Origin of the sequence: Dubosiella muris, assembly GCF_004793885.1 — a bacterium.
Taxonomy (GTDB): Bacteria; Bacillota_I; Bacilli_A; order Erysipelotrichales; family Erysipelotrichaceae; genus Dubosiella; species Dubosiella muris.
Genome location: NZ_SRYG01000014.1, coordinates 30,916 through 56,863 on the forward strand (window position 1 = coordinate 30,916; position 25,948 = coordinate 56,863).

Consider the following 25,948-nt stretch of genomic DNA (forward strand, 5'->3'; position numbering starts at 1 on the left):
TAAAATCGTAACACGAAGATTTCAGTCATAAAATGGAATAAAGTGACATGAAATATACCAAAAAACGATGTTTTTGCGTTATACTAAAACCAAGATAGCATTTTGATATATAACGTGGAAAGGGCTTACAAATATGCGTGATGTGATCTTTAATATTTTTCCCAACGAGAACTACATCGACCTGGGATTGTATCAGTGCGGACGCGAGCAATGCGCGCCGGCCCACATTTTCGGCCCGGCCGCCCGCAACCATTACTTGTTTCATTACATACACCGCGGCAAGGGAACGCTGATCGCGCCCGACCGGACAGGAAAGAACCAGACGTTCCATTTGCACGCCGGACAGGGGTTTTTGATTTATCCGGGCCAAATTACGACGTATTTCGCCGACGAGAAGGATCCGTGGGAATACGCGTGGATCGAATTCGACGGCTTGCGCGTGCAGGCGGCGCTGGATTTGATGAACATCACGGTGGACGATCCGGTTTACCGGGCGGGAGACGCCAAACGAAAAGAGGCGATGGTGCAGGAAATCGAGTACATTTTGCATCATATGAACGATTCCAGTTTCGCCACGATTGGCCATTTGTACTTGTTTTTCGACGATTTTATGAAATCGGCCCGCCAGCCTGTCGAGCATCCGACCAATTCGCTTGCCGACTTTTACGTGCGCGAGGCGGTGTCGTTTATCGAAAACAACTACGCCAAAGACATCACGATCGAGCAGATTTCCAAGGCGCTTGGCATCAACCGCAGCTATTTTGGCAAGCTGTTCAAGCGGGTGACGGGCAAGGCGCCGATGCAGTTTTTGTTGCAGTACCGGATGACGAAGGCGGCCGGGCTTTTGCAAGTGACCGATTTGAAGATCGCGGAAATCTCGGCGCAGGTCAGCTACGAGAACCAGCTCCATTTTTCGCGGGCGTTTAAATCCCTCTACAACAAGTCGCCGAAGCAGTACCGGCAGGAAACGCGGCGGAAAAAGCCAGTCGAACTGGAGCCGGTCGGTAAAAAACAAGAAAAGTTTTAGTAAAAACAAGTTGACAATTTTGCTTCGTTCCGTTAAAACTGGGAATAAATCAAACCAAAAGGAGAACGAACATGTCAATACAAGTACACGATTCATTATTTTCACTGTGCACGCGTGATTCCCTATACCAAATGAAAGTCGACCAGTATGGCGTTTTGAACCATACGTGGTACGGTCCCGATACCGCCATGGATATGAGCTATATCGAGGATTATCCGGAAATCAGCTTTTCCGCCAACTTGTGGGATACCGAAAAAAGCCGGATGTACTCGCTCAACGACCGTCTGCTTGAATACTCGTGCGGCGGGATTTCGGATTTTCGCAATCCCGCGCTTTTGCTGACGGTGCCCGATGGCTCGTCCTCGCTGGATTTGCGTTATTTTTCGTACGAGATCATGCCGGACAAGTACGCGCTTGAGGGCTTGCCGGCCTCGTTTGGCGACGGCCAGACATTGAAAATCACGCTCAAGGACACGGTGTACGATATTTACGTGGACTTGCTTTACGGGGTGTTTGAAGAGGAGAACGTCATCACGCGCTCGGTTGTCATCCGCAACTTGACACCGTTTGAAATCAAGGTGAAAAAAATCGTGAGCGCCAGCCTCGATTTGCCGACCAGCGACTATGAGGTGATCCACTTCCATGGCCGCCACGCGATGGAGCGGATGATGGAAAAGACGCCGCTCACCCACGGGACGTTTTCGATTGGTTCCAGACGCGGCCAGTCGTCCCACCAGCACAATCCGGGCCTCGTGCTCGCCAAAGCGAACACGACCGAGACAAGCGGGGAGGCGTACGGAATGCTGCTTGTGTATTCGGGAAGCTTCGAGGCCGAAGTCGAAAAGGACCAGCTTGACCAGCTGCGGGCGACGATCGGTTTGCGAAGCGAAAATCTGAACTGGACGCTCAAGCCGGGCGAGCGCTTTTGCGCGCCGGAGGCGATTTTGTCGTTTACGGAAAACGGGCTGGGAACGTTAAGCGGCCAGTACCACGATTTCATCCGGGAGCACTTGATCCGTTCCCGGTTCGTGCATCAAAAGCGGCCGATCCTCATCAACAACTGGGAGGCGACGTATTTCGATTTCAACGGCGAAAAGCTGTTGGACATCGCGCAAACGGCTCGCGAGCTGGGCATTGAATTGTTCGTGCTGGACGATGGCTGGTTTGGCCAGCGCCACAACGACGACTCGAGTCTGGGGGACTGGGTCGTCAACGAGCAAAAACTGCAAATGCCGCTGCGCGAGCTCGTGGATCGCGTCCATGACAAGGGGATGCAGTTCGGCTTGTGGATCGAGCCGGAAATGGTGTCGGAAAACTCGATGCTGTACCGGGCCCATCCGGACTGGGTGCTTCGCTCGCCGCTGCGCGATCCGGCCCGCAGCCGCTACCAGCTCGTGCTGGACATGGCCAACCCGGAGGTTGTCGACTATTTGGCGAACACGTTTATGGCGTTGATCGAGGAGAACGGCGTCGACTACATCAAATGGGATATGAACCGCTCGATTAGCGACTTTTACGCTCCGTCGCTGGCGCCCGAACGGCAAAGCGAGATGGCGCACCGTTACATGCTGGGCGTGTACGATTTGGCCGACCGTCTCACTTCGCGCTTTCCCGACGTGCTCTTTGAAGGCTGCGCGGGTGGCGGCGGCCGTTTCGACGCGGGGATGCTGTACTATTTTCCGCAGTACTGGTGCTCGGACGATACCGACGCCCACAACCGCTGCCTCATCCAGCATGGCACGAGCTTTTTCTATCCAATCAGCAGCGTGGGTTCCCACGTTTCGGCGGTGCCAAACCACCAGACCGGACGAACCGTGTCGCTGAAGACGCGCGGCATCGTGGCGATGGCGGGGACATTTGGCTACGAGCTTGACTTGTCCGCGTTAAGCGACGAGGAAAAAGAGGAAGTCAAGGCGCAAGTCGAAACGTACAAGGCGATGCAGCCACTCGTGTTCGATGGCGACTATTACCGGTTGAGCGACCCCAACGCAAACAACGTGTGCGCGTGGTCGTTTGTGTCCAAAGACAAAAAAACCGCGCTCGTGCAGGCGGTCGTGTTTGAGCACAAGCCCAACGCGAAAAAGCCGCATGTCAAACTGCAAGGGCTTGATCCGATGGCGTTTTATCGCCGCAAGGAAGACGGGATGGTGTTTTCGGGCAAGGCGCTGATGAAGGCGGGTATCTTCTTGCCGGATACCCTGGGCTCGAACGTGGGGCATCAGGTGGAATTGGAACAAATAGATTGAGGGAGTCGTGAGCGACGCTCTCTTTTTTTGTCGCGCAAAACGATCAATGGTAAAAAGGAGCATAGCAAATGAGGTGTTTTTAAAGAGAAGATGAAATAATATACCGAAAACGAAAGAGGAGGGCTCAGAAAAAAAGGAAGTCATCCTTTGACTTCCACAACATGATCCAAAACCATTGTTTTATGAGTGTATCAATGGCTTTTAATTATTTTCCAACAGCCAGTCAATAAGATTGATCAGTTTGATTCCATCTTCCGAGTTAATGAAACTGCGATCCATGGATAAAACGATCTTTTCATAATGATCATGAATGGCGTGGAGAGGACGAAGTTCACGGTCTCGAACATCTTCGGAAAGTAATGATTCTGTCACTTGAATGTATTTTTTTTCATTCGGCTTTTCCGCAATGAAATCAACTTCTGCCGTACCGACTTTGCCAATATAAACACGGTAGCCTCTGCGCATGAGTTCAAGGTAAACCACATTTTCGAGCATATGACCCCGATCTACATCCCGATACCCTAAAAGCAGATTACGAAAACCAAGGTCGATAATATAATCCTTTTCCAATGTCTTCAATAATTGTTTTCCTTTCACATCATAACGATTGACTTGTATGAATAAAAATGCGTTTTTCAATAAGGTGATGTAACGTTCGACCGTGTTTCGGGTAAGCGCCTGGCGACTTGATTCTATAGCGCCATCACTTGATAACACATTCCCCATATTATTTGGAGAAGTAATATTGCCAATATTCGAACAAAGAAACAAAGTGATACGCTGTAGGGTATTTTGATTGATTTGGGAATTTCTTTGCATAATATCACGTAAAATAATTGTTGAATAAATACCCTCTAATGCTTGATTGCATCTTGTTTCATCAAAATGATATTCGCTTAAAATCGGCATTCCCCCAAATTGTAAATATTTTTGAAACTTTTCTTCTATTGAAATGGAGTCTTCCCAGGTGTTGAAGGTTAAAAATTCAGCAAAGGAAAGCGGAAATACACGGATCTCAACATAACGACCTGAAAGTAAAGTGGAGAATTCGGAAGATAATAAATAGGCATTCGAACCAGTAATATAAATATCCACATCAAAATCGAGTCGGAAGGATTCAATCGCCTTTTCCCAGTGTTCAACATTTTGAAGTTCATCAAACATCAAATAAGTTCTTTGACCATCTTGGATTTGACTCGCAACAAAATCATAAAAGGCCACATAGTCAGTCAGATTTCGATATTTCATAGATTCCAAATTAAGATGGATAATATGACCATCGCTTACTCCGGTTTCCAATAAATAAAGATGAAATAAGTCCAGCAACGAGCTCTTACCACAACGACGAATACCAGTTATGATCTTCACTAAATCTACATCTTTATGACCAATCAGTTGAGCTAAATATTGAGGACGATCAATTAATTTCTTCATAGAAGCTCTCCTTTCATCTCTATTATACTAAAAAGTTTTGTTGTTTAGAATGAAAAAACTTTGTTTCTTTTTAAAGTTTTATCATTTCAAATGATAAAAGTTTTGAACCGGACCGATAAAAAGGCATTCATTGACTTGTCCGGGAGACTTAGGTAGAAATTCTTGAAAGACACTGTTGCTTGGTATCTCCTTTTGATGTTTTCGAAACAATTCGAATTTTCTTTCCATTCAATGAATTTCATAATGAACATTCTGTTAAAATAATAGTTTTTCATCTCTTGTGAGGAAAAGGGAACGATGTTCTCTTTTCCGTTTGGTTTTGGAAGGAAAGACCGAAACAATGAAACCATTTGACTTGTTTTTTTTTGATTGAGAGCGTTTTCATTTTATAATGAAGAAAACGAAGGAGGAACGGATTATGAGTTTTCCAAAGGATTTTTTATGGGGCGGCGCCGTAGCCGCCAACCAGTATGAAGGCGGCTGGGACGCCGAAGGCAAGGGATTGTCCACCGCCGATGTCGTGACTCGCGGTTCGAGATCGCAGGCGCGCTATGTGACGTATCAAACGGCGGATGGCGTCGTGCACGCCGACGAGATGTTCACGCTCAATACGCCGGACGACGCGAAATTCGGCGTGTTTGAAGGCTTTGACTATCCAAGCCACGAGGCGGTGGATGGTTACCACCGGTTCAAGGAGGATATCGCTCTGTTTGCCCAGATGGGATTCAAGACGTTCCGCACGTCCATCAACTGGGCGCGCATTTTCCCGACCGGACTGGAAACCGAGCCCAACGAGGCGGGACTGAAGTTTTACGACGAGCTGTTCGACGAATGCAACAAGCATGGTATCAAGCCGCTTGTCACCCTTTCCCACTACGAAACGCCGCTTGGACTCACGAACGCATGGGGATCGTGGAACGATCCTAGAACGATCGAGGCGTTTTTGCGCTATGTGAAAGTCGTTGGCGAGCGATACAAAGGCAAGGTGGAATACTGGCTGACGTTCAACGAGATCAACACGCTCGGTCATGGCGGCTGGATGGGCGCGGGCGTCCCTTCGACCGATCCGCAAAAGCTGGCGATGACGGCCAAGCACCAGCTGCTGGCCAGCGCGAAAGCGGTCGAGCTGCTACACGCCATCGACGCCAACAACAAAGTCGGCAACATGATCGCATTCATGACATACTATCCGCTCACGTGCAACCCGGACGACATCATGGCGTGCTGGAGCGAGATGAACAGCAACTTCTTTTATTGCGACGTGCAGGCCAGAGGGTATTATCCAGCGTACAAGCTGAAAGAGTACGAGCGCGAAGGCATCGACATCCATTTGACGGACGAGGAAAAAGAAACTTTGAAAAACGGAACGGTGGACTTCATCTCGTTCTCGTACTACATGTCGAATTGCGCGGCAAAACAATCGGACGCGGCCGAAACCTCGATTGGCAACATGTCGATGGGATTCAAAAACCCGTATTTGAAGGCGTCGGACTGGGGATGGCAAATCGACCCGACGGGATTGAGGTATTCGCTCAACGTATTGTACGACCGCTACCAGAAGCCGCTCATGATCGTGGAGAACGGCGTCGGAACGCAGGACGAGCTCGAGGAAGGCGACGTCGTGCACGATGGGGCTCATATCGACTACTTGCGCGACCACATCAAAGCGATGGATCAGGCGATCAATGAGGATGGCGTCGAGCTGTGGGGTTATACGCCATGGGGATGTATCGACCTCGTATCGGCTTCGACCGGCGAGATGCACAAGCGGTACGGCTTCATTTACGTGGACTACCAGGACGATGGCACCGGGGAAGGCCGCCGCATCAAAAAGGACTCGTTTGACTGGTATAAAAACGTCATCGCGACGAACGGGGACGATTTGGGCGAATAAAAGCGGCTGAAAACGCTTTCAAAAAGAAGTGGCAACCGACTGAAAACCACGCTATAATGAAACCGGCTATACAAAATCAACACAGTAAGAGGAGGAATTGAATATGTATCGCTTTACACTGCCTCGTGATTTGTATCACGGGGAAAACGCGCTGGAAGCGCTGAAGACGCTGGAAGGCACGAAAGCGGCCATCGTCGTAGGCGGCGGCAGCATGAAACGCTTCGGCTTTCTGGACACGATCGAGTCGTATTTGAAGGAAGCCGGCATGGAAACGATTTTGATTGAAGGCGTCGAGCCCGATCCTTCCGTGGAAACGGTGATGCGCGGTGCGGCAGTCATGCAGGAATTTGAACCGGATGTGATCGTCGCGGTGGGCGGAGGTTCTCCAATCGACGCGGCCAAGGCGATGTGGGCGTTCTATGAATACCCGGAAACAAAATTCGAGGATTTGATCACGCCGTTCGCGTTCCCGACATTGCGTACGAAGGCGAAATTCGTCGCGATTCCATCTACATCGTCGGGCACGGCGACGGAAGTGACGGCGTTCGCGGTCATTACCGACTACGAAAAAGGCATCAAATATCCACTGGCCGACTTCAACATCACACCGGATGTGGCGATCGTCGACCCGGCGCTCGCGCAGACGATGCCACCAAAGCTGACGGCCAACACCGGCATGGACGCTTTGACGCACGCCATCGAGGCGTACGTGTCGACGCTACATTGCGACTATACGGATCCGCTGGCGCTGCACGCGATCAAGATGATCGACGAAAACCTCGTGGATTCCTACAACGGGGACAAGGAGGCGCGCAACCGCATGCACAACGCCCAATGTCTGGCGGGCATGGCGTTCTCGAACGCGCTGCTTGGCATCGTGCACTCGATGGCCCACAAGACGGGCGCCGCGTACTCGGGCGGCCATATCGTGCATGGCGCGGCCAACGCGATGTATTTGCCAAAAGTCATCGCCTACAACGCGAAAGAGCCGGAAGCGGAAAAACGCTATGGCGAGATCGCGGCGTTCATCGGCCTGGAGCCAACGTCCAAGGCGCTCATCGAGCACATCAATGAAATGAACAAACAGCTTAACATCGCCCCAAGTATCAAAGAATACGAGGGCGGCATCATCGACGAGGCGGAGTTCCTTGAAAAACTGCCGACGGTGGCCGAGTTGGCTGTCGGCGACGCGTGCACCGGAAGCAACCCGCGCTCCATCACGCCGGAACAAATGGAACGGCTACTGAAGGCTTGCTTCTACAACGAGGACGTGGATTTCTAAAACAACCATCAAGAGGCGACGATTGTCGCCTTTTTCCTTTTCATTCGAAAGATAAAACGGATCGAAGATTGGAAGAAGGTTGAAGTTTTTGATGGACAAATCCACGAAACGACAAGGCGTTGACAAGCGTCGTCAGCGCGTCGGAAACCGGCTCGGCCAGCATGAGCGCGACAAGACCGCCATTTGTGAGCGCGGGCAAAAGATAGAGCAGGGGAACGAGCAGGATCCCTTTGCGAAAAAACGCGAAGAAAAACGAGCGGCCGCCCGCTCCCAGGGCGTTGTACGTTTGCTGGAACGTTGAATTGGCGCCAAGTCCAAAGCATCCAGCCATATAGACAGGAAGCAGATGGGAGCCCAGGTCGATGAGCGCCGGATCGTGCGTGAAAACGGCGAGCACCGGGCGCGGGAACAAGACAAGAAGAGCAGTCGCGGCGAACGTAAAGGTAAGCGTGATTTGGAGCGTGAGGCGAATCGTCTTTCGCACCCGCCCGGATTGTTGGGCGCCGTAGTTGTAGCTCAAAATCGGTTGGGCGCCAATCGTGACGCCTTCGACGGGCAGCAGCAAAAACTGAAACATCGAAAACAGGATGGCCATCGCGCCGACCGCGACATCTCCGCCAAGCCGGTACGCTTGCGTGTTGAAGCACAAGACGAGCACGCCTTCGGACAAGCTCATGAAAAATGGCGAGGCGCCGAGTTTGAGAATGTCTTGAATAATGGAGGACTGGGCGTGAAACGTTCGAAAAGACAGACGCAGACGTGTTTTCGGCCCGAGCAAAAAACGCATCGCCCAGAGAAAGGAAGCCATTTGGGACAGCAGCGTGGCAAGCGCCGCCCCGCGCACGCCCCAGCCCAGCCCGAAAATAAACAACGGGTCGAGAAGGGTGTTCAAGATCGCGCCGATCGCGGTCGTCGTCATGGCGGTTTTCGCGAATCCTTGCGTCGTAATGTAGTCGTTCATGCCTACGGACAGCTGGATGAAAAATGTGCCGGCTATATAAATGGACAAGTAGTCCAGCGCGAAAGGCAGAGTGGCGTCGCTGGCGCCAAAGGCGATCAGGATCGGTTTTTTGAACAAGGAGACGAGAAAGGTAATCGTCAGGGAAACGAGTGCGAGCGCGAAAAAGGAGTGGTTGACATACTGTTCGGCTCGTTCGATGTGTTTTTTCCCCATTTCCATCGCGGCGAGCGGCGCGCCGCCCCGGCCAAACAAATTCGTGAAGGCGGTGACGATGGTGACGATGGGCGCGCAAATGCCAATGGCCGCCATCGCGAGCGTCCCGTTTTCCATTTGTCCGATAAAGACGCGGTCCACCAGATTGTAAAGCAGCGTGACGAGCTGGGCGCAAATGGCCGGCAGCGCCATGCGAACGAGCAACGTTGCGATCGGTTCCGTTTTCAATGCGTTTGATTCCATAAAGACTCCTTTCGTGTTCCGGCTTCATTATGGCCAAATCATTCAAAAAACGAAACGGATCCCGTTCCGGTTGAAACCGGGTTCGCAAAAAGCAAGCCGCGTCTTTTGAAAAACGCGAACAAACGAAAACGCCTTGAGCGATTCTCAAGACGTTGACCGGTTTGATTTTTCTTTTTTTCGTTTCCAAGTCTGGTACAGCACGTCTTTGAGCACGAGCATCGTGTCCAGATCGCTGTAGCCGGCTTCCGCTTGTAGCTCGTTGAGCAACTGTTCGATCGCCCGGGCGTAGTACGCGGTGTTGATCGTTTGCGGATAGCGCGCCAAAACCGGGTATTTTTTCGCCCATGCCGACGTCCAGTCGATTTTCTCGTCCACGGCTTCGTCGGTTTTGGCGATAATCGCCTCGATTTCGAAAAGCGTGGCGTCCAGCTCGATCAATTCGTCGAGTGGAATGTCGTAAAGGCGCGCCATTGTTTTTGCCTGGAACACGTCGGGAATCGTTTCGCCCGTTTCCCATTTGGAAATCGTCTGGCGGCTGACGCCCAGCCGTTCGGCCACGTCTTCTTGCGAATAGCCTTTTTTCCTGCGCGCGTGAAATAAGTTGTTTCCTAAATTCATAATTCCTCCTTGTCTGGCTTTATTGTGCCAAAAAGACGGGCGAAGCGCCACCAAGAAAAGTTGACAAAAATGCCAAGAAAAAAGACCTCCAACGAGGCCTTTTTTCAAGAAAGTTTTAAGAAAGGGAATTTGATTATGAAGTGAGCTCTTTTCAGCTCACATTTATTTAAACATACAAATCGCCTTCCTGCCAAGCGCGACGCTTCTACTTTTCGATGCCGCAAAGCTTCAGGATGCCCGCAAAGGCGAACCGGGATGGCCGATGGCTTGGCGCGCTTGTTTTGACGGGCATCTTCCAGTCGTACATGCCCGACCTCGAGTTTACATATCGTTCGATGATTTCGTGTTCATTGATTTTTTTCATTGTTTTTTCCTCCCTGGTACGATCGCATTGTACAAAAGGAAGAACAGGAAATACAGAAAACGGGATTCGAATGAAACGGCGTTTTCCTTTTTTGAACATTGTCGCGATGAATTTGCGAACGGTATAATGGAAAAAAATTTTTTTTGTAACGAAACCGACGATTTTTTACATATATGGGTGAAAGGAGAAAGAGGATGGAATCGTTTGAACACCTTTACGAACAGCACGCCCGATTTATTTACCGGTTTTTGTTGTCGCGCTGCCATGACGAGTCCATTGCCGAAGAGCTGACGCAGGAAACGTTTTACCAGGCGTACCGCTCGCTGAAATCGTACGACCGCCGATGCCGGATGTCGACATGGCTTTGCGGCATCGCGAAGACGTTGTACGCGGCGTACGTCCGGGAGCATCCGCCGACGGTGGATTTGGATGATTCCATGATTGCCAACGCCCAAGCCGATCCGGTCGACAAGGTGCGGTTGCTCAAGGCCATCCGGAAGCTGAGCGACAGCCAGCGCGAAGTCGTCTATTTGCGCATGTATGGCGATTTGAGTTTCGCGGACATTGGCGAAGTGATGGATCGCTCGGAAAACTGGGCGCGGGTCACGTTTTATCGGGCGAAGGAAAATCTAAGAAGGGAGATGAAACGCGATGGATAAACAAAAAATGCATGATCTTGTGCAGGACTTGCTGCCAAGCTACATCGACAAGCTGACACACGAAAGCACAAACGAAACGATCGAAAACCATTTGGCGTCGTGTCCGACGTGCCGGGCGGTGTATGAAAATATGAAGTCGGACAACGAGATCCCGAAAGCGGACAGCCGCTCGGTGGACTACCTGCTTCTCATTAAACGAAAGACGTGGAAAAAAATCTTGCTTTCGGTCGTTGGCACCGTGCTGGTGATCGGCGTCGCGGCGCTGGTGTGGGTGTATGGAATCGGCGTGCCGGCCAAGCCGCAAAATCTAAACGCGAACGTGACGAACACGAATGGAAAAGTCGTCATTCAGGGAACGGATGAGAAAAAAGGGCAGGGCATCGGCCGGATCCGCTGGCTTCGTCAGGGCGACGTGCTCAAAGCGACCGTGTATGAAACGCCCAACGCCGACGCTTCGTTTCATTACGCGTATGAGCAGGAGGGGATCACGCAGGTGTGGCTCAACGGCATGGTGGAATGGGACGACGGGATGGCGATTTCTAGCTCGATCGCCCGGTTGTACAATATGCGGATCAAAAACACGAGCGACCCCTTGAAAGTGAAAGCGCTCATGACGTACGCGACCGCGCTGGACGAAGACGTGTCGTACGGGTTTGAAAACGGCGTTTTAACGATTCAAATCGGGCAGGTTTTGGAAAAAGCGGAACTGGATACGATTTCGATCCGGTTGCTTGCCTTGATTCAAAACGTCAAGCAGGTGGACTGGCTGGTTGGAAACGAGATCGTGCAAAGCGTCCGGCCCGCGGATGTCGCGCCCGATTTAAAAGACGCCTACGCGCATCCGGCTATTTTGCAGCGGGTGCTTGAAAACCAGGCGTTGGTGTCGATGCGTTCGATGGCGCAGTTTGATTTTCGCTGGGATTTGGACAGCGAACCTGAATTTGTGGTCGTCACCCTTTGGCAAAACGGAAAGCGGGTTTATGAAAACGGCGGCCGATCCATGCTGGGCATGACGCAAATTGCGTTAAAGGACGGTGAGTACGAGCTGGAAATCGCAGTCACACAAGACGGACAAGTGAAAAAGGCAAAGCCGGCGCGAGTCGATTTGAAAGAAAACGCCCGTTCGTTCGTTTTCGAGGTCGGGCAAAGCGGCGGCGACATCGAAGTCAGGGAGGTTGGATCATGAAACGAGGATGGATAGCGCTGTGGGTCGGGCTGGCTGGATGGGGCGGCATCGGCTGCGCGCCGGAAACGGCGACGCTGGATCCGGCCATTGAGAAACAGCTTGTGGAAGAAATGGAAACGGAACGGCAGCAAACGGAAACGACCATACAGATTACGACGCTGTCCAACGATTCGACGAGCGTTTCGCGCGTGCAAATGTGGGAAGCGGAAGGAATGAAAATTTCGGTGACGGAATCGACAGGCGTTTTGCCGGCCGACGATTTGACGTACAGCGTGCAGGCGTCTTCAAACGGCCTGGGCGTGGACGTGTGGCTTGAAAAGACAAACGACGGGTTTTCGATTCGTTCGTATACGCTTGATTCATCGTACGCGCAGCCGGCGTCGGAATTCGCGTTTTGGATGCAGTTTTTGTTTACCTGGCGCGATGGCCAAATCGTGGGATTGAATCCGGCGTATCGTTTTACGAAGGAGGGCAACACGATTACGGCTTCCCTGATGGATCTTGAAGAGGCGGAAGCGGATTTTATGGAGCAAAACGACCGGACAGTCAACGATTTGAACCGGGTGGAAATTTACAAAGACGAATACGTGCTGACGTTCGATCGACAAGAGGATTGGTTGTCGCTTCGTTGTTTGAGAGACCGGCTCATGGAAACGAATGGCAGCGTATCGGTTGTGAATACGGAAACGACGTGGATGAAAACGGCTCCGTTTCTTTCCAAGGAGGAGCAGGCGCAAATCGGGCAAATCGTCGCGCGTTTGCTTGAAGATCAATAAAAAAAAGGCGGAAACCGCGATGCGTCTGGGCAGCGGGTTTCGCCTTTTTTATAAGGTTGTTGTAGAAAAGGGAATTGATATTCAAACGGGCGTGACCACCCGCTTGACCCTAGTAAAGCATAGACGGTTTCAAAACACAAACCAGACACTTCCAAAGCGGAAAATCAGTCAAAATCGTCGAAAAAGCGGGATTCTTTGAGTGGTTCGGTCGTCGAAAACCGGCCTTGCTCGATTTGGGACGACCGCTCGATTTTTTCGCGCAAATATTCGTCATAGTGGAGCGCAAACACGCCGGCGAACAAGACGTCGAGCAAATATTCGATCGAGGCGTCGGTGCAAAACGTCCCGATCTTGGAGTAGAGCTTTTCCCTGGAAGACAGGCGCAGCACGATGTCGGCTTGCTTGGAGACGGTGCTGTCTCCAATGTTGGTCAGGGCGATGCTTGGAATGCCATTTTCTTTCAAGACGGCTAAAATCTTGTGATAGATCGGGGTTTCGCCCGAATAGGACACGATGAGGGCGCACGCGCTGGCAGGCATCGTGTGGGCGTTGTAGAGCAGCTCGCCCTGGAGGTTGACGACTTCGACGAGCTTGCCGATGCGGCGCATGTTGTGCTTGAACTCCTGAACGATCAATCCGTTGTTGGATACGCCAAACACGGAAATGAGGGACGCCCGGTCGAGTATCCGGATGGCGTAGTGCAAATCGACGTGGTTGATGAGCTGGAACGTGTCGTCAAGCGCTTCCTTTTTAAGGGTGAGCAGTTTGGAGGCGATCGTGTAGCATGGATCTTCGGCAGTAAAGGGAAGGTTGGCGTCGATGTCGCAAAAATGGGAGGACAAGTATTCCTCTTCCTTTAAAAACGCCTCTTTCAATTCGGACCAGCCTTCAAAGCGCATTTTTTTGGCGATGCGGATGAGGGTGGAAGGGGAGGTGAACGTGGCGTTGGCGATTTCCTTCGTCGTCATCGGTTTGATTTTCTCTTTTTGTTCTAAAATGAAATCCACGATCGTTTTCTCGCTGTTGGAAAACTTCGTGGTTTCCAGTCGTTCGCGAATAAGCATAGTCAAATTCTCCTTTTTTTGTATTATATCGAAAATAGAAACGAGGGAAAAGTTGAAGCGACTGGAAGGAAAAGAACAAAGAGTTTTAGAAATGAATCCGCCGGCTTCGTGAAGTACAATAGTCAAAAAGGAGATTGTCATGAAAAAAATTGCAGGACTCATGCTCAGCCTCGTGCTGGCTGTTTCGCTGGCTGCGTGCCAGAACACGCCGGCGGCGAAAGAAGAGCGCAAGGAGGCAAAAGACGACGCCTCGATTGTCGTTTATTTTTCGGCGACCGGCAATACGAAAAAGATTGCCGAGGACATCGCCCAGCTAACGGGGGCCAATTTGTTTGAGATCGAGCCGGCCACACCGTATACGAAGGCGGATCTTGCCTACGACAACGACGATTCACGAGTTGCCAAAGAGCGCACGATGGATGATCGCAAGGTGGAACTGAAAACAGTCGACGTGCCGGACTGGGACGATTACGACACGGTGTATGTCGGTTATCCGATTTGGTGGGACGAGGCGGCGTATCCGGTGGCTTCGTTTGTGAAGGGCAAAGACTTTTCGGATAAAGTCGTGTATCCGTTTTGCACCTCGTCAAGTTCGAAGGTGGGGGACAGCGCGACGAAACTGGAGGATTTGACGAAGACAGGTGTCTGGTTTGAAGGACAGCGGTTTGCTGCCGATGCGTCGATTGAAGATGTCGACACGTGGCTGAATGAGATTGGAGCCGAATAGGACGAATACTTTGGATCCAGTGAATTTTGTGACGGATCGTCATAAAAGACGCTGGATTTTTATATATACTTATAATATTTATGGATAAAATGATGAATTCGAACAATTATTCTGTGTTTTGTGGTATGATTGTTTCAACAAGGAAGAGATAGGAGGGGATTCTTTATGAACAAATACAAACCAAGCAGGAACAGGATGAGGAAAGGACGGGATGGATGATGGCATTTCCGTTTGCGGCAACATCAAGACCATCCTTTATTCGCGAGGATGTGGTATTGTATGGATGGAAGAAAAACTCGCTTTCCGAAAGTCTGGATAGCACCGAGTACCGGGCGGCGTGCAAGCGGCTGTTGTCGGAAAAGCCGGTTTTGGCCCGGATCGTGAAAGCGTGTATTCCGGAATTTAAGGACATTGATGTCAAGGACATCGAGTCGTTCTATATCGAAGGGACGCCCTATGTAAGCGCCGTCCCTTTGCATCGGGACACGTCGCGGATCGTTGGAATGAACACGGAAGACGCGAGCGTTTTGGAAGGAACGGCCGCTTTCGACATTTTGTTTCATGTGCTGCTTCCAAAAAGCAGAGAGAGAGTCAAGGTCTTTGTCGATCTGGAAGCGCAAAACAAGTTTTATCCGGGCTATCCGCTGGAATCGCGGATAGTGTACAACATGTGCCGGATGGTTTCGCGTCAGTATGGCACGGAGTTCAAAAACTCGCGCTATGGAGAGATCAAAAAATGCTATTCGATTTGGATCTGCAACGATCCGGCGCAGGAATGTGCGAACAGTATGAACCATTACCATATAACGGAAGAACGCGTGGCGGGGAACATGAAAAGAAACCCGGAAAACTACGATTTGATTTCGGGAATCCTGATTACGCTGGGCGGTGAAAAGCGGGAAAGGTACGAAGGGATTTTCAAGATGCTGGATGTTTTATTGTCGAACACGATGGAAGCAGCCGACAAGAAAAGGATCCTGGAGGGAGAGTACAAGATCCCAATGACGGAGAAATTCAATAAGGAGGTAGAGGATATGTGCAATTTGAGCATGGGCGTGTATGAGTCTGGGCATGTGGATGGATATGAGAAAGCTATGTTAGCCACAGCTCGCCGGATGCTGGATCTAAAGCAATTTACCGTTGAGATCATTGCGAAAGTAACCGGATTGTCAATCGAGGATGTGCAGGCTTTGAAGAAGGAAATGGAGCCGTCGGATTTTACAAAAAATTAAATCAGGAAAGCCGTTCCAAGAAAAAAGACCTCCAACGAGGCCTTTTTTCAAGAAAGTTTTAAGAAAGGGAATTTGATTATGAAGTGAGCTCTTATCTAGCTCGCTTGTATTGAACCATATTCCGGCTTTTGCCTCAAATGTTATGCACAACAAAAATCATTTTGTTTTTTTGAAGCGTTTCGAATGGTGTTTTGGAAAAGACTTTGTACAATAAGCGAAGAGACGGAAAGGAGGAGCCGCAAATGATCGAGCAAATTCAAAGAGTGGACCAGTTTGCGCAAGGCATTCAAAAAGAGAAGGTGCTTGTGGAGTTTTTCGCGACATGGTGCAAATACTGCAAAGCGGAAATGCCCGTCGTCGAACAATACGCCCAAGCCAATCCGGATGTGCTTGTCATGCAAGTGGATGTCGACAAATTCCCTGCGCTTGTCGAGAAGTACCATGTGGAACTTTGGCCGAATTTCTTCGCTTTTTCCAACGGAAAGATCGTTGACCACAAGCCGGGCAGCCAGCCAATCGAAGCGCTGGAAGCGATGGTAAGATAATAGAAAGTCAAAGGCAGGGTCGATCCTGCCTTTCATTGTTTAGCGATTCAGAAGGTGGCGTTCGAGAAACCGGGCGACTCCGTCCTCGTTGTTGGTTTCGCGCGTGCGCCATCGCGTTTTTTCAAACAAAAGCGGATTGGCGTTGGCCATCGCCACGCCCATCGTGTTTTCCAGCATATCCAAATCATTCAATTCGTCCCCAAAGGATAGAATTTGCGCGGGATGGATGCCTTTTCGTTCGCATAGCCGCTGAATGCCTTGTCCTTTGGTCACGCGATGATCCATGAATTCCAGCAGCGTCGGGGTGGACCGCACCATGTAGTAGTCCGGATGACGCAACGTATGCGTCGATAAAAAACGATCTAGATCGTCTTTGTCCCAGCTCGTCAACAGCTTGTTGATTTTTTTTGCCCGGTACGGCGCGAGTCCATCCTCGACAATCGTCAGCAAGTTGCGGCGGGCAATCGTTTGGGCGTGGGCGTCGTCGCGCAACGCGTGCAGCGTGTAATGATCGAAGACGAACGCGTTAAACGCGAAATCCGCCAAAAAGGCCAGGATCTCGTCAATGTACGCCCCGTCCATTTCGTAAATCGACTCGCTGTTTTGCTCGTGTAAATCAAAAATCTGTCCGCCATTGAAGCCGATGATCACATCCGTCACTTCGTCCATATTCCATGTTTTCAACAGCTGTTCGACCGCGTAAGGCGTCCGGCCTGTGCAAATGCCAAATTGAATACCCGCCTTTTTCAGCCGGCGCAACACGTCAAGCGTATACGCCGATACGCGTTTCTGGTCGTCCAGCAGCGTCCCGTCCAAATCGACAAGGACCAGTTTGATGTTTTCCATCCTTCACCCTCTCTTTCCTTGTTTCATTATAACGGGGAACAGGATCCATTGAAACGAAGTCTTTCATCCAGCGCCACTTTTCGATACAGTTCGGCATGCCGCTCGTCGCTGTTCATTTCGTCGATCAAAGCTTGTTTTTGGGTGGAAGCCAGCGCCCGGTCCATATAATAGAGCGTCTGTCCGTCGCGGATGCAATAGACAAGAACCGCGATGGTGTTGTCCATCGGGTAGACGCGAAAGTCGATTTTCGCATGACTCTTATAAACTTGACTCACAAATTCCTCTGGTTCCAAATGTACGACACACATCGTTGATTCCTCCTTTTTGTTTTCGATTGCAGTATAGAAAAAAACAGGCGAAAAACCAATAAAAATTTTTGAAAAAAAGAATTCAGTAATCAATTCTTTTTGAAAATAAACAATAAATGCGGTTTTTGTTTTTGAAACAAAAAAACAGCCGAAACGCCGGCTGTTGCCTTTTTCAATCAAAAACGGGTTTTCTTTTGCCGTCCCTCATGCCACATGGTGAACATACAAAACAGCATCATCGCCAGCGCGATGGATAAAACAAGAGAGGTCCATTTCATGACCACATCCGGCAGCGCGATCAAAGAATGATGAATAAAGACGATGAGCATCCCTACAATGCCGACAAAAGCGCATCCGTTTCGTATTTGTTTCATAAGAACCACCTCTTTCCGCCCTCATCCTAGCATAGGATGCCGCAAAGAAGGCGGTCGACGCTTTTGGGAAAAATTAGTTGAAACTAACACTCGGTTTGTGTAAACTAATAATAGTTAGTTATAACTAATCTAAGGAGGATAGTATGCCATTGACTTATGCAAATATGGGTACGGTATACCGTGTACACAAAGTAGGCGGCAGGGACCGGATCCGCAGTCATCTTCAAAATCTCGGATTTGTGGAAAACGAGCCGGTTCTTGTCCGGCAAAGCGCTGGAGGAAATTTGATTGTCGAAGTAAAAGGAAGATGCGTCGCCATCGACGCGGGACTTGGACGACGCATCTTTGTTCAGGATGAAAGGAGAACGGTATGAAGACGTTGAATGAATGCCGTCCAAAGGAAAGGGCGAAAGTTGTGAAAATTCACGGATCGGGCGCCACGAAACGACGTATCATGGACATGGGACTGACGAAAGGCGTCGAAGTCTTTGTCCGCAAGATCGCGCCGCTGGGCGATCCGATGGAACTCAATGTGTGCGCTCATCGTGTACCAGCTTGGCGGGTTGTTTACCGGCGAAGTCGCGTTCAACGGGTTTACGGTTGTGGCGATTGCGCTTTTGCTTGGGATCCTCTATCTTTTATTTAGAAAAGGATACACGCCGGATTCGGAAGCGGTCGACAGCGACTGGGATCTGGAAGGCGCGTGATCTTAAAGAAAAAGGAGGAGCACGATGAATATCGCGGATCTGGGAGTCATCCTCGTCATTGGCGGTCTTGTTTTATGGATCGTTCGATTTTTGAGGAAAAATAAAAATTCTTGCCATGGCGATTGCTCGTCTTGCGCCTCGTCGTGTTCGAAAATCGACTGGGACGAAGTGCGCAAGTCGATCCATGAGGAAAAAAACAAAAAATAACGCGGGGGAACAAAATCGAAAAAAGGCGATTCCACCCGCTTTTTTTGATATGATAAATAAAAAGTGAGGTTGAATACTATGGATCAAATAAAACTTGAAGAATACGCGAGGCTGATCGTCGATCAAGGCCTGAACGTCAAGGCGCGGCAGCTTGTCGTGATTAGCGCGCCGGTGGAAGCCAAAGCGCTCGTGCGAGCTGTGAGCAAAGCGGCGTTTGAACGGCACGCCGGCGACGTTGTCGTTCGGTATAAAGACGACGTCGTGGAAAAGGAACGGCTCGAGCATGCCGACGACGCGGCGTTTGACCACGTTCCGGATTACGACGCCTTGTTTTTCAACGAAACCGCCAAGGATGGCGCGTGCTATTTAAGTATTACCGGAAACGACCCCGATTTGATGAAGGGCGTCGACATGACGCGGCTAGTCGAATACCGGGCGAAGCTGCGGGAAGCGACAAAGATTCAGCACGACAAACTGGACCATATGGAAGCGCAATGGTGTGTCGCGGCCTGCGCGACACCGGGCTGGGCGCAAAAAGTGTATCCCGAGCTGTCTTTCCACGACGCGATCGAGCGGCTCTGGAACGCGATCTTCGACGCGTGCCGCGTCGAACCGGGAAAGACGAAAGAAAACTGGGAGCGGCACAACGCCTCGTTTGTGAAAAAAGTCGATTTGCTCAACGGACTCGACATCGCGTCCTTGCATTATAAAAACAAACGGGGAACGGATCTGGTCGTGAAGCTGCCCGACGGCTACCGGTTCGCGGGTGGCAGCTCGACGCTTCGCGATGCGCGTCACACGGTGTATTTTCCAAACATTCCGACCGAGGAAGTGTTTTCGGCTCCATATAAATACGGCGTGGACGGCGTTCTCTACGCGACGATGCCGCTCATTTACAACGGAAGCGTGATCGAGGACTTCCATTTCCGCTTTCAAGAGGGAAAGGTCGTTGATTTTGACGCGCGAACCGGCCGGGATGTGTTGGAGGCGATTTTGAAAAGCGACCGCAACGCCGCGTATTTGGGCGAGGTCGCACTCGTTCCGGTGGATTCGCCAATATCCAAAATGGACACGATTTTCTACAATACGCTGTTTGATGAAAACGCCTCGTGCCACTTCGCGTTAGGTGCCGCGTATTTGGAATGCGTTTGCGACGGCCTGGAATTGCGAGAGGACCAGATGGACGCGGTCGGTTTGAACGACTCGCGCGTGCATGTCGATTTCATGGTGGGCAGCGAAGATCTTTCCATTGTGGCGACTTTGAAAAACGGCGCGAAAGTGGATGTGTTTAAAAACGGCAACTGGGTGCCGGAATTTGAATAAGACGGTCGTGTTGTTTGGCAAAGTCCACTTCATTTGACTTGAACCATGATTGCACGTAAAATACTTATGGAAAGAAATGGAGTGATCAAGAATGGCATCTGAAAGAAAAGACTTGAAGCGAAGTCGTGCCCTGGACGAACTCGAAGAGTTGAACCAGCAAGATCGTATTTCATCCATTCAATTCAACGAGCCGGAACTGCATGATTTTGATGCATCTTCCATTTTCGAAATCGACGAGTCGCAGGAAGCGCAAAAATCGAAGCGAAAGATTTTTGGCAAGCGGGCGAATCGAAGCGCGAATGTGAAGGTGAAGACGAATACATATGAAACCCGCGAACTGATCGAGGAGGAGATCCGCATCCGTCCACGCACGGAAGTGGTCAAGCAGGAGCGAATCGAAATCGAGCCAGGACATGAAAAACTGGAACGCGAGATCGAGGAAGTGGCTGTCCCGATCGAACCGGTGGAAATCATGGAACCCGAAGTGGAAACGATCGAAGTCGAGGAAGAGGAAGCCGCGCCTTTGACACAGGCCATGGAGGAAACCATCGAGGAAACCGCAGACGATCCGGCCTTTGACGAGGAAATCGAAGCGGAATCCTTTGGGAAACGGTTTGATTTGGCGGAGGAAGAAGAGGAATTGGAAGAAGACGGCAAAGACGATACGATTCGAATGAAGCAAGGTCAGTTCATCGAAGAGGATGACGATGACGAAGAATATGAATACGAAGACGAAGAGGAAGAAGAGGACGACGACGAAAACGAGGATGAAAACGAGTTTTACGACGAGGAAGAGCAGGATTTGTACGAGGATCGCAAACATTTTCTTCTTTCCCAGTATCCAGTCATTGAAAACTATTTAGGAGAGCAATCGAAAGACGGGTACCATTTTGTGCGCCACGTGGGCCATAAATACTATTTCGTCAAAGGCGATCCAAAGCCTTACTATTATTCGATCAACTACTTCAAAGACGAGCCTTCCGCCGATCAATGGCGCCAATGGGAGCGCGACGGCTGGAAACTCGTAGCCAAATCTGCGGCGAAGAAAAAATCCGAAGCGGGCTGGTTCACGTTCCGCAATTATCAGGACGAGGGCGAATACAAAAAAGAAATCGACAACGAGGAGGAAAAATATCGTTTCTTCCGCAAATACGCGAATTCCTGCCGCTCGACGATGTTCTTGATTTTTATTTGCATGGCTTGCTGTATCGTGACCGCGTTTCTGCAATACGAGTTCCAAGGCTACTTGTGGGGAATCATCGTTTGTCTGGCGCTGTTCGTGATCGCGCTAGTCGCGTTCTGCACGTATGGCCGCATGCTTCGCCACGCGAAAAAACGCGCCCGGCTGCTCAAAGCCCGGCTGCGCATTAAGGAAAACCAGGACAATCGGGCGAAAGAAAACTACTTCGATGTTTCCGAATCGGAGTCGCAGCTCGAATCCGATTGGGATACGCTCGAGTCGGAAAAGACCCAGCGACGGAAATTCCATCGTTCCCGCGACGAGGAAGACGAAGATTAAGCTTTGCGCAAGCAAGGCTTTTTTTGTAGGCACTCTTGACAAAAAATGGGGGGGGGGTACTATTGTAGTGTAAAATTAAGGGAAGATCGAAGTTCGGTCCGATAGAAAACAGTGAAACACGTGAAGGTGTGGGGCTTGACGTGAAAACTCACTGGTCGTTTTTCAAGATTCGGAAAACCGGATCTTTTTTGTTGCCCAAGCCAAGAAAAAAGACCTCCGACGAGGCCTTTTTCCAAGAAAGTTTTAAGAAAGGGAATTTGATTATGAAGTGAGCTTATTTCAGCTCAAACGTATTTAACCACATTCTTTTCAAACAGGCGAGTGGAACGCATCAAAATTTTCATCCAATGGATTAAGCGCGCCCATTCCCCTTCGACTTGTTTGATCGTTACAGCCGCGATTACCTCGCACTCATCCTTTCTTTTGTTCCTCGAGCAGCGCCCGGATCTGTTCGGGCGTTTCCTTCATACCCCGCTTGTACCATTCGTCACACCACCCAAACATCAAATAGGCGACGGTCACCTTCGCATAGGCGGAAGTCGGATCGTCGTTTTTATCGTGTTGAAGTTTCTTTAAAATCGCGTCCAGCAACACATATTGAAGATGGTTTTGGTACAAAAGGGAAATCAGTTTTTTATTCGTTTCATAAAAGCGGAAGAGGTCGTCCATTTTCGCGTTGTCCAGGGAAGCGCGCTCAAGACATTCCAGCAAGTAATATTCGACGATTTCCTCCTTTGAATCGAAATTGCGGTAAATCGTGATGTGCGACAAGCCCGCCTTGCCGGTGATCTGTTTGTTGGTGATTTCGGAAAACGGCGTCGTTTCCATGAGCTGGAACAGCGCTTCGGCGATCCATTGTTTCGAGTTTTCGCTTTGTTTCGACATGTGTTAGAAATCCTTTCCGTTTCGAACAACACAGGCGTGCCGTCTTGTCGCCTGTTGTTCCATATGTTACAAATATAACTGTTACTACAATAACATCTTTAACCGGGATGTCAAGAAAGGAAACGTATGTGGACGAAAAAGAGAATATACATTTTGATCATTGTGGCTCTATGCGGCATTGTGTTAGGACGGCTCGCCGTGCGCGGGGCGATGAACGCGCTCATGGGCGGCACGATGTTTGGCGGTGATTTTTTATGAAAAGGAAGGGAAGAGGAATGTTTGTGCTGACATGTGTCCTCGTATTCGTAATCAGCTTCGCTGGTTCGGTTGCGTTTAAAATGAAGCATCAGCCGGTGTGGACGAAAGCGTTTCGCGTGGACTGGAGCGACAAAGTCGGAACGGTATACGAGGATTTAAGCTATGGACCAAAAGAAGCGAACAAATACGATTTGTATGTGCCGGCCGATACCGGCAGACCGGCGTACGGGCTTGTCGTGTATTTGCACGCAGGCGGTTTTACAGCCGGGGACAAGGCGGGCGACAAGGAAATGCTCGAATGGCTTTGCTCGCTTGGCTATGTGGCGGCTGGCGTCAACTACACGCTGTTTGGCGAGAAAAATCCGCAAGCCAGCGTGTATTCCCAGTCGCTGGAAATCAAGGAAAGCGTTCCCGCGATTGTCGACGAAGCCAAGCGCCTTGGCTATCCAATCGACGGAATGGCCATTGGCGGCGGTTCGGCCGGCGGCACCTTGGCGATGCTTTACGCGTATCGGGACGCGAAAACGTCGCCCGTGCCCGTTAAACTGCTGTTCGAGGCGGTTGGACCGGCCAGCTTCGATCCAAAAAGCTGGGACACGTACGGACTGGATCAAAGTCCTGAAGCGGCGGCCGGGTTGTTTAGCGCCATGGCCGGCCAAACCATCACGCCGGAAATGATCGAGGACGGCTCGTATGTCGAGGCGATGAAGCCGATTTGGGCGTCGATGTGGGTCGACAAGGACACGGTGCCTAGCGTGATCGCGTATGGCGCCCACGACAAAGTGTGTCCGTTTAAAACAGCGAAGCCGCTGGTTGACGCCTTGCGGGCCAACGACGTGCCAGTGGAGTATTTCGAAATGCCACATTCCGGCCATGGCTTGCAAAACGACAGCGCGCTGTACCGGAAGTACATGGAGGCGATTCGGGACAATCTCGCCCGGTATTTACCGGTTTCGGAAAGGAAATAAAGGATGAAAAGGATCGTGAAAAGAATGGTGATTGTTTTGGGGGATTGGCGGCATCGGGGTTGCGCTGTATCAAGACGCCGGTTGCGATGTGGTGGCGGTGGAAGTCAAAGAACAGGATCACGGAATGCATCAAACTTATTATATGGACGATTACCTGAAATGGCTGAAAACGACATAGGAATAAAAATTCTCACATAGCCAGTCCATTAAAAAAGCCGGACACATTTCATTTATTGGATTAAAATTGTATAATAGTATCAACGATAAATTGGGAAAGTGGAGGAGATTGAATATGCGGTTAGACGGTTTTGGATTGTTCGTAAACGATATGGGAGCAATGATTCGATTTTACAGAGATGTGCTTGGCTTTGAGATTCAAGAGAGTGAGCAGACATCCAATGTATATCTTGTGAAGGACGGGACATTGTTTTTGCTTTACGGCAGAAAAGATTTTGAGAATATGACAAGTAAAAAGTACGAATATGTAAAGGGATTAAACGGTCATTCGGAAATCGCGCTTTATGTGGATACTTTCGAAGAAGTGGATTTAGAATACGAAAAGGCGATACGCAATGGTGCGACTTCTGTTTTAGAACCGACAACAGAGCCTTGGGGACAGAGAACGTGCTTCATAGCTGATCCGGAAGGAAATCTGATTGAAATTGGTTCATGGAACAAATCTTTTGAAACAAAAGACAAAAGATGAAATTCCCGTTTGTTGGGGAGTTGAGAGAGTGAAAAAACGGAATTTGAGAGGAAAACTGTATGATTAGAACAAGACCGTATAAAGCTTCGGATGGAGATGCCATATTATCGTGGTGTCAGGATGAAAAAGCGTTTTATCAATGGACAGCAGGTATACTTGGCAATTATCCGATAACACAAAAGGAATTTTGCTTGGTTGAATCTCTAATGCCGTTTACTGCATTTGATGAAACAGGAATCGTTGGCTTTTTTACGCTAAGAAACCCGGATGAATCCTTGGATGAACTACGTTTTGGATTTGTGATTGTAAATCCTCACAAGAGAGGAAAGGGCTATGGAAAAGCCATGCTCCGGCTAGGCCTCAAATTTGTATTTGAAATGTATGGAGCAAAAAAAGCGTCCTTGGGCGTTTTTGAGAATAATCTTCCGGCTTATTTTTGTTATAAAGCGGTCGGTTTTAACGATGTTGTTCTTGACAGAACGGAAACCTATTGTGTTCTAGGTGAAGAATGGAAGTGTAGAGAATTGATTATGGAAAATAGATAAATCCCGTTTTTTATTGAGTGGAGAACGCGTCTACAAAATAAATAAAAAGCCCCACCCATGCAGGAAATCTAAACAGGTGATCCTGCTTTTTCTATGTCGGGAATCCGGGAGAAAAGAGGACGCACACTGCTATGCATTTTGATATAACAAATCATCTAAAAAAGCCGAATGAATGATTATCAGGGCTTAAAATCAGGTGAAGAACACAAAACGCTGCGGGAAAACTGGGTCGTCTTTTTAACGAAGAAGGATTTCCTTAAACAAAACGAGCTGTTTTATACGTATGAATGGTTCAACCGGAAATGGAAGCGGATCCTGCATACGAAAGCGCACATCCGTTTTGTCAATGGAGAATACCGGGGCGATGACGCGATTGGAAGGCTGATGCATGATTTCCACTGTACAAACCCGGATGACATGTTTTATGATGAGCTTAGAGAAGCCGTATCGTATTTTAAAAAGGAACCGGAAGTAGTGAATGCCATGTGTGAGATCATGAGAGAATTTGAAAGAGAGTCGCGAAATAAAGAGCGTGAAGAAGGCATGTCCTATGAAAAAATCGCGCGGATCACCAATCAATCGTTATCGAAAGTAAAATCGGTTTTTAAGGCGCAGCAACCCGCGTAGCAATCGGGCATCATGGCATAGGTCATGATGCTCTTTTTCTAAATACGTACTCGAATTTCATTCCTGTAAATTTCGATCCAGAGGAAGGAAAGCAATGAATATGCACAAGTGTTTGTAAAAAAACAGGACTCAGAAGGATGAAAAAATCAAAAGGAGACACCATTTTGATGCCTCCAAATAACAATCTTTTCGAACGTATAGTTT

The 25,948-nt window shown here is 49.6% G+C and carries 30 protein-coding genes; 21 read left to right on the forward strand and 9 right to left on the reverse strand.

From position 1 onward, the window contains the following. Positions 1-133: 133 nt before the first annotated feature. Together E5336_RS07540 and E5336_RS07545 are read left to right on the forward strand one after the other, a co-directional pair. Complete coding sequence (locus tag E5336_RS07540; RefSeq protein WP_135980505.1) at positions 134-1,027, forward strand: AraC family transcriptional regulator; 894 nt, start codon at positions 134-136, stop codon at positions 1,025-1,027. Positions 1,028-1,098: 71 nt separating this feature from the next. After that, positions 1,099-3,273, forward strand: coding sequence for an alpha-galactosidase (locus tag E5336_RS07545; protein WP_135980506.1), 2,175 nt, complete (start codon positions 1,099-1,101; stop codon positions 3,271-3,273). Positions 3,274-3,474: 201 nt separating this feature from the next. On the opposite strand, the gene E5336_RS07550 is transcribed toward E5336_RS07545, so the two are convergent. Beyond that, positions 3,475-4,707 (reverse strand): ATP-binding protein, encoded by a 1,233-nt coding sequence (locus E5336_RS07550; RefSeq protein ID WP_135980507.1) that lies wholly within the window; start codon positions 4,705-4,707, stop codon positions 3,475-3,477. Between the two features lie 418 nt (positions 4,708-5,125). On the opposite strand from E5336_RS07550, the gene E5336_RS07555 reads away from it, so the two are divergent. Together E5336_RS07555 and E5336_RS07560 are read left to right on the forward strand one after the other, a co-directional pair. Further along, positions 5,126-6,601, forward strand: a complete 1,476-nt coding sequence (locus E5336_RS07555) for a glycoside hydrolase family 1 protein (RefSeq protein WP_135980508.1) — start codon at positions 5,126-5,128, stop codon at positions 6,599-6,601. A 103-nt stretch (positions 6,602-6,704) separates the two neighbouring features. Further along, the gene (locus E5336_RS07560; RefSeq protein ID WP_135980509.1) at positions 6,705-7,883 is read left to right on the forward strand and encodes an iron-containing alcohol dehydrogenase; all 1,179 of its coding nucleotides are present in this window, start codon (positions 6,705-6,707) and stop codon (positions 7,881-7,883) included. Positions 7,884-7,923: 40 nt separating this feature from the next. Here the strand turns inward: E5336_RS07560 and E5336_RS07565 are convergent, their stop codons facing one another. The 3 genes from E5336_RS07565 to E5336_RS12415 form a co-directional block, all read right to left on the reverse strand. Continuing rightward, on the reverse strand, positions 7,924-9,300 hold the full coding sequence (locus E5336_RS07565; RefSeq protein WP_135980510.1) for an MATE family efflux transporter: 1,377 nt from the start codon (positions 9,298-9,300) through the stop codon (positions 7,924-7,926). A 144-nt stretch (positions 9,301-9,444) separates the two neighbouring features. After that, a complete protein-coding gene (locus tag E5336_RS07570; RefSeq protein WP_135980511.1) occupies positions 9,445-9,918 on the reverse strand; it encodes a helix-turn-helix transcriptional regulator in 474 nt (157 codons plus the stop codon). A gap of 205 nt (positions 9,919-10,123) precedes the next feature. Continuing rightward, the gene (locus tag E5336_RS12415; protein ID WP_168353596.1) at positions 10,124-10,282 is read right to left on the reverse strand and encodes a hypothetical protein; all 159 of its coding nucleotides are present in this window, start codon (positions 10,280-10,282) and stop codon (positions 10,124-10,126) included. 194 nt (positions 10,283-10,476) lie between these two features. Between E5336_RS12415 and E5336_RS07575 the strand changes: the two genes are divergently transcribed. Genes E5336_RS07575 through E5336_RS07585 form a run of 3 tightly spaced genes read left to right on the forward strand, consistent with a single transcriptional unit; the run spans position 10,477 to position 12,903 of the window. Beyond that, the gene (locus E5336_RS07575; RefSeq protein WP_135980512.1) at positions 10,477-10,941 is read left to right on the forward strand and encodes an RNA polymerase sigma factor; all 465 of its coding nucleotides are present in this window, start codon (positions 10,477-10,479) and stop codon (positions 10,939-10,941) included. Further along, a complete protein-coding gene (locus E5336_RS07580) occupies positions 10,934-12,127 on the forward strand; it encodes a zf-HC2 domain-containing protein (RefSeq protein ID WP_135980513.1) in 1,194 nt (397 codons plus the stop codon). Before E5336_RS07575 ends, E5336_RS07580 begins: the two co-directional genes overlap by 8 nt. Then, positions 12,124-12,903 carry a hypothetical protein gene (locus E5336_RS07585; RefSeq protein WP_135980514.1) on the forward strand — a complete coding sequence of 260 codons (780 nt, stop codon included), beginning with the start codon at positions 12,124-12,126 and terminating at the stop codon, positions 12,901-12,903. Before E5336_RS07580 ends, E5336_RS07585 begins: the two co-directional genes overlap by 4 nt. Positions 12,904-13,067: 164 nt before the next feature. On the opposite strand, the gene E5336_RS07590 is transcribed toward E5336_RS07585, so the two are convergent. Next, on the reverse strand, positions 13,068-13,967 hold the full coding sequence (locus E5336_RS07590) for a MurR/RpiR family transcriptional regulator (RefSeq protein ID WP_135980515.1): 900 nt from the start codon (positions 13,965-13,967) through the stop codon (positions 13,068-13,070). Between the two features lie 139 nt (positions 13,968-14,106). Here E5336_RS07590 and E5336_RS07595 point away from each other — a divergent pair, with 139 nt between their 5' ends. The 3 genes from E5336_RS07595 (at position 14,107) to E5336_RS07605 (ending at position 16,471) form a co-directional block, all read left to right on the forward strand. Beyond that, on the forward strand, positions 14,107-14,694 hold the full coding sequence (locus E5336_RS07595; protein WP_135980516.1) for a flavodoxin: 588 nt from the start codon (positions 14,107-14,109) through the stop codon (positions 14,692-14,694). A 215-nt stretch (positions 14,695-14,909) separates the two neighbouring features. Further along, the gene (locus E5336_RS07600; protein WP_135980517.1) at positions 14,910-15,926 is read left to right on the forward strand and encodes a hypothetical protein; all 1,017 of its coding nucleotides are present in this window, start codon (positions 14,910-14,912) and stop codon (positions 15,924-15,926) included. Between the two features lie 242 nt (positions 15,927-16,168). After that, positions 16,169-16,471 (forward strand): thioredoxin family protein, encoded by a 303-nt coding sequence (locus E5336_RS07605; RefSeq protein ID WP_135980518.1) that lies wholly within the window; start codon positions 16,169-16,171, stop codon positions 16,469-16,471. Positions 16,472-16,510: 39 nt separating this feature from the next. On the opposite strand, the gene E5336_RS07610 is transcribed toward E5336_RS07605, so the two are convergent. The 3 genes from E5336_RS07610 to E5336_RS07620 all read right to left on the reverse strand — a co-directional run bounded on the left by E5336_RS07610 (position 16,511) and on the right by E5336_RS07620 (position 17,999). Beyond that, on the reverse strand, positions 16,511-17,317 hold the full coding sequence (locus tag E5336_RS07610) for a Cof-type HAD-IIB family hydrolase (protein ID WP_135980519.1): 807 nt from the start codon (positions 17,315-17,317) through the stop codon (positions 16,511-16,513). A 26-nt stretch (positions 17,318-17,343) separates the two neighbouring features. After that, positions 17,344-17,625, reverse strand: a complete 282-nt coding sequence (locus tag E5336_RS07615) for a hypothetical protein (protein ID WP_135980520.1) — start codon at positions 17,623-17,625, stop codon at positions 17,344-17,346. 176 nt (positions 17,626-17,801) lie between these two features. Further along, positions 17,802-17,999: a hypothetical protein gene (locus E5336_RS07620; protein ID WP_135980521.1), complete on the reverse strand. Its 198-nt coding sequence runs from the start codon at positions 17,997-17,999 to the stop codon at positions 17,802-17,804. Between the two features lie 143 nt (positions 18,000-18,142). On the opposite strand from E5336_RS07620, the gene E5336_RS07625 reads away from it, so the two are divergent. From E5336_RS07625 to E5336_RS07645, 5 genes are all read left to right on the forward strand, one after another. Then, positions 18,143-18,373, forward strand: a complete 231-nt coding sequence (locus E5336_RS07625; protein ID WP_135980522.1) for a FeoA family protein — start codon at positions 18,143-18,145, stop codon at positions 18,371-18,373. Beyond that, positions 18,370-18,645: a FeoA family protein gene (locus tag E5336_RS07630; RefSeq protein ID WP_135980523.1), complete on the forward strand. Its 276-nt coding sequence runs from the start codon at positions 18,370-18,372 to the stop codon at positions 18,643-18,645. Before E5336_RS07625 ends, E5336_RS07630 begins: the two co-directional genes overlap by 4 nt. Before the next feature lie 85 nt (positions 18,646-18,730). Next, entirely contained in the window at positions 18,731-18,913 is a 183-nt protein-coding gene (locus E5336_RS07635) for a FeoB-associated Cys-rich membrane protein (protein ID WP_135980524.1), read from the forward strand. Positions 18,914-18,991: 78 nt separating this feature from the next. Continuing rightward, positions 18,992-20,236, forward strand: a complete 1,245-nt coding sequence (locus E5336_RS07640; RefSeq protein ID WP_277820818.1) for an aminopeptidase — start codon at positions 18,992-18,994, stop codon at positions 20,234-20,236. Between the two features lie 91 nt (positions 20,237-20,327). Beyond that, a complete protein-coding gene (locus E5336_RS07645; protein ID WP_135980525.1) occupies positions 20,328-21,755 on the forward strand; it encodes a DUF2812 domain-containing protein in 1,428 nt (475 codons plus the stop codon). 411 nt (positions 21,756-22,166) lie between these two features. Here the strand turns inward: E5336_RS07645 and E5336_RS07650 are convergent, their stop codons facing one another. Further along, a complete protein-coding gene (locus E5336_RS07650; RefSeq protein ID WP_135980526.1) occupies positions 22,167-22,640 on the reverse strand; it encodes a TetR/AcrR family transcriptional regulator in 474 nt (157 codons plus the stop codon). A 126-nt stretch (positions 22,641-22,766) separates the two neighbouring features. On the opposite strand from E5336_RS07650, the gene E5336_RS12595 reads away from it, so the two are divergent. The 6 genes from E5336_RS12595 (at position 22,767) to E5336_RS07670 (ending at position 25,744) form a co-directional block, all read left to right on the forward strand. Further along, on the forward strand, positions 22,767-22,898 hold the full coding sequence (locus tag E5336_RS12595; protein WP_277820819.1) for a hypothetical protein: 132 nt from the start codon (positions 22,767-22,769) through the stop codon (positions 22,896-22,898). 17 nt (positions 22,899-22,915) lie between these two features. Beyond that, the gene (locus E5336_RS07655) at positions 22,916-23,866 is read left to right on the forward strand and encodes an alpha/beta hydrolase (protein ID WP_135980527.1); all 951 of its coding nucleotides are present in this window, start codon (positions 22,916-22,918) and stop codon (positions 23,864-23,866) included. A 31-nt stretch (positions 23,867-23,897) separates the two neighbouring features. Next, complete coding sequence (locus tag E5336_RS12420) at positions 23,898-24,044, forward strand: hypothetical protein (protein ID WP_168353597.1); 147 nt, start codon at positions 23,898-23,900, stop codon at positions 24,042-24,044. A gap of 114 nt (positions 24,045-24,158) precedes the next feature. After that, positions 24,159-24,572, forward strand: a complete 414-nt coding sequence (locus E5336_RS07660; protein WP_135980528.1) for a VOC family protein — start codon at positions 24,159-24,161, stop codon at positions 24,570-24,572. A 59-nt stretch (positions 24,573-24,631) separates the two neighbouring features. Beyond that, positions 24,632-25,117 carry a GNAT family N-acetyltransferase gene (locus E5336_RS07665; protein WP_135980529.1) on the forward strand — a complete coding sequence of 162 codons (486 nt, stop codon included), beginning with the start codon at positions 24,632-24,634 and terminating at the stop codon, positions 25,115-25,117. Between the two features lie 168 nt (positions 25,118-25,285). Further along, positions 25,286-25,744, forward strand: a complete 459-nt coding sequence (locus E5336_RS07670; RefSeq protein ID WP_135980530.1) for a hypothetical protein — start codon at positions 25,286-25,288, stop codon at positions 25,742-25,744. The last annotated feature ends 204 nt before the right edge of the window (positions 25,745-25,948 follow it).

Excerpts from the sequence above, each read along its gene's own strand:
- E5336_RS07540 (WP_135980505.1), top strand. The coding sequence starts at position 134 with ATGCGTGATGTGATCTTTAATATTTTTCCCAACGAGAACTACATCGAC.
- E5336_RS07545 (WP_135980506.1), top strand. The coding sequence starts at position 1,099 with ATGTCAATACAAGTACACGATTCATTATTTTCACTGTGCACGCGTGAT.
- E5336_RS07550 (WP_135980507.1), bottom strand. The coding sequence starts at position 4,707 with ATGAAGAAATTAATTGATCGTCCTCAATATTTAGCTCAACTGATTGGT.
- E5336_RS07555 (WP_135980508.1), top strand. The coding sequence starts at position 5,126 with ATGAGTTTTCCAAAGGATTTTTTATGGGGCGGCGCCGTAGCCGCCAAC.
- E5336_RS07560 (WP_135980509.1), top strand. The coding sequence starts at position 6,705 with ATGTATCGCTTTACACTGCCTCGTGATTTGTATCACGGGGAAAACGCG.
- E5336_RS07565 (WP_135980510.1), bottom strand. The coding sequence starts at position 9,300 with ATGGAATCAAACGCATTGAAAACGGAACCGATCGCAACGTTGCTCGTT.
- E5336_RS07570 (WP_135980511.1), bottom strand. The coding sequence starts at position 9,918 with ATGAATTTAGGAAACAACTTATTTCACGCGCGCAGGAAAAAAGGCTAT.
- E5336_RS12415 (WP_168353596.1), bottom strand. The coding sequence starts at position 10,282 with ATGAAAAAAATCAATGAACACGAAATCATCGAACGATATGTAAACTCG.
- E5336_RS07575 (WP_135980512.1), top strand. The coding sequence starts at position 10,477 with ATGGAATCGTTTGAACACCTTTACGAACAGCACGCCCGATTTATTTAC.
- E5336_RS07580 (WP_135980513.1), top strand. The coding sequence starts at position 10,934 with ATGGATAAACAAAAAATGCATGATCTTGTGCAGGACTTGCTGCCAAGC.
- E5336_RS07585 (WP_135980514.1), top strand. The coding sequence starts at position 12,124 with ATGAAACGAGGATGGATAGCGCTGTGGGTCGGGCTGGCTGGATGGGGC.
- E5336_RS07590 (WP_135980515.1), bottom strand. The coding sequence starts at position 13,967 with ATGCTTATTCGCGAACGACTGGAAACCACGAAGTTTTCCAACAGCGAG.
- E5336_RS07595 (WP_135980516.1), top strand. The coding sequence starts at position 14,107 with ATGAAAAAAATTGCAGGACTCATGCTCAGCCTCGTGCTGGCTGTTTCG.
- E5336_RS07600 (WP_135980517.1), top strand. The coding sequence starts at position 14,910 with ATGATGGCATTTCCGTTTGCGGCAACATCAAGACCATCCTTTATTCGC.
- E5336_RS07605 (WP_135980518.1), top strand. The coding sequence starts at position 16,169 with ATGATCGAGCAAATTCAAAGAGTGGACCAGTTTGCGCAAGGCATTCAA.
- E5336_RS07610 (WP_135980519.1), bottom strand. The coding sequence starts at position 17,317 with ATGGAAAACATCAAACTGGTCCTTGTCGATTTGGACGGGACGCTGCTG.
- E5336_RS07615 (WP_135980520.1), bottom strand. The coding sequence starts at position 17,625 with ATGTGTGTCGTACATTTGGAACCAGAGGAATTTGTGAGTCAAGTTTAT.
- E5336_RS07620 (WP_135980521.1), bottom strand. The coding sequence starts at position 17,999 with ATGAAACAAATACGAAACGGATGCGCTTTTGTCGGCATTGTAGGGATG.
- E5336_RS07625 (WP_135980522.1), top strand. The coding sequence starts at position 18,143 with ATGCCATTGACTTATGCAAATATGGGTACGGTATACCGTGTACACAAA.
- E5336_RS07630 (WP_135980523.1), top strand. The coding sequence starts at position 18,370 with ATGAAGACGTTGAATGAATGCCGTCCAAAGGAAAGGGCGAAAGTTGTG.
- E5336_RS07635 (WP_135980524.1), top strand. The coding sequence starts at position 18,731 with ATGAATATCGCGGATCTGGGAGTCATCCTCGTCATTGGCGGTCTTGTT.
- E5336_RS07640 (WP_277820818.1), top strand. The coding sequence starts at position 18,992 with ATGGATCAAATAAAACTTGAAGAATACGCGAGGCTGATCGTCGATCAA.
- E5336_RS07645 (WP_135980525.1), top strand. The coding sequence starts at position 20,328 with ATGGCATCTGAAAGAAAAGACTTGAAGCGAAGTCGTGCCCTGGACGAA.
- E5336_RS07650 (WP_135980526.1), bottom strand. The coding sequence starts at position 22,640 with ATGTCGAAACAAAGCGAAAACTCGAAACAATGGATCGCCGAAGCGCTG.
- E5336_RS12595 (WP_277820819.1), top strand. The coding sequence starts at position 22,767 with ATGTGGACGAAAAAGAGAATATACATTTTGATCATTGTGGCTCTATGC.
- E5336_RS07655 (WP_135980527.1), top strand. The coding sequence starts at position 22,916 with ATGTTTGTGCTGACATGTGTCCTCGTATTCGTAATCAGCTTCGCTGGT.
- E5336_RS07660 (WP_135980528.1), top strand. The coding sequence starts at position 24,159 with ATGCGGTTAGACGGTTTTGGATTGTTCGTAAACGATATGGGAGCAATG.
- E5336_RS07665 (WP_135980529.1), top strand. The coding sequence starts at position 24,632 with ATGATTAGAACAAGACCGTATAAAGCTTCGGATGGAGATGCCATATTA.
- E5336_RS07670 (WP_135980530.1), top strand. The coding sequence starts at position 25,286 with ATGAATGATTATCAGGGCTTAAAATCAGGTGAAGAACACAAAACGCTG.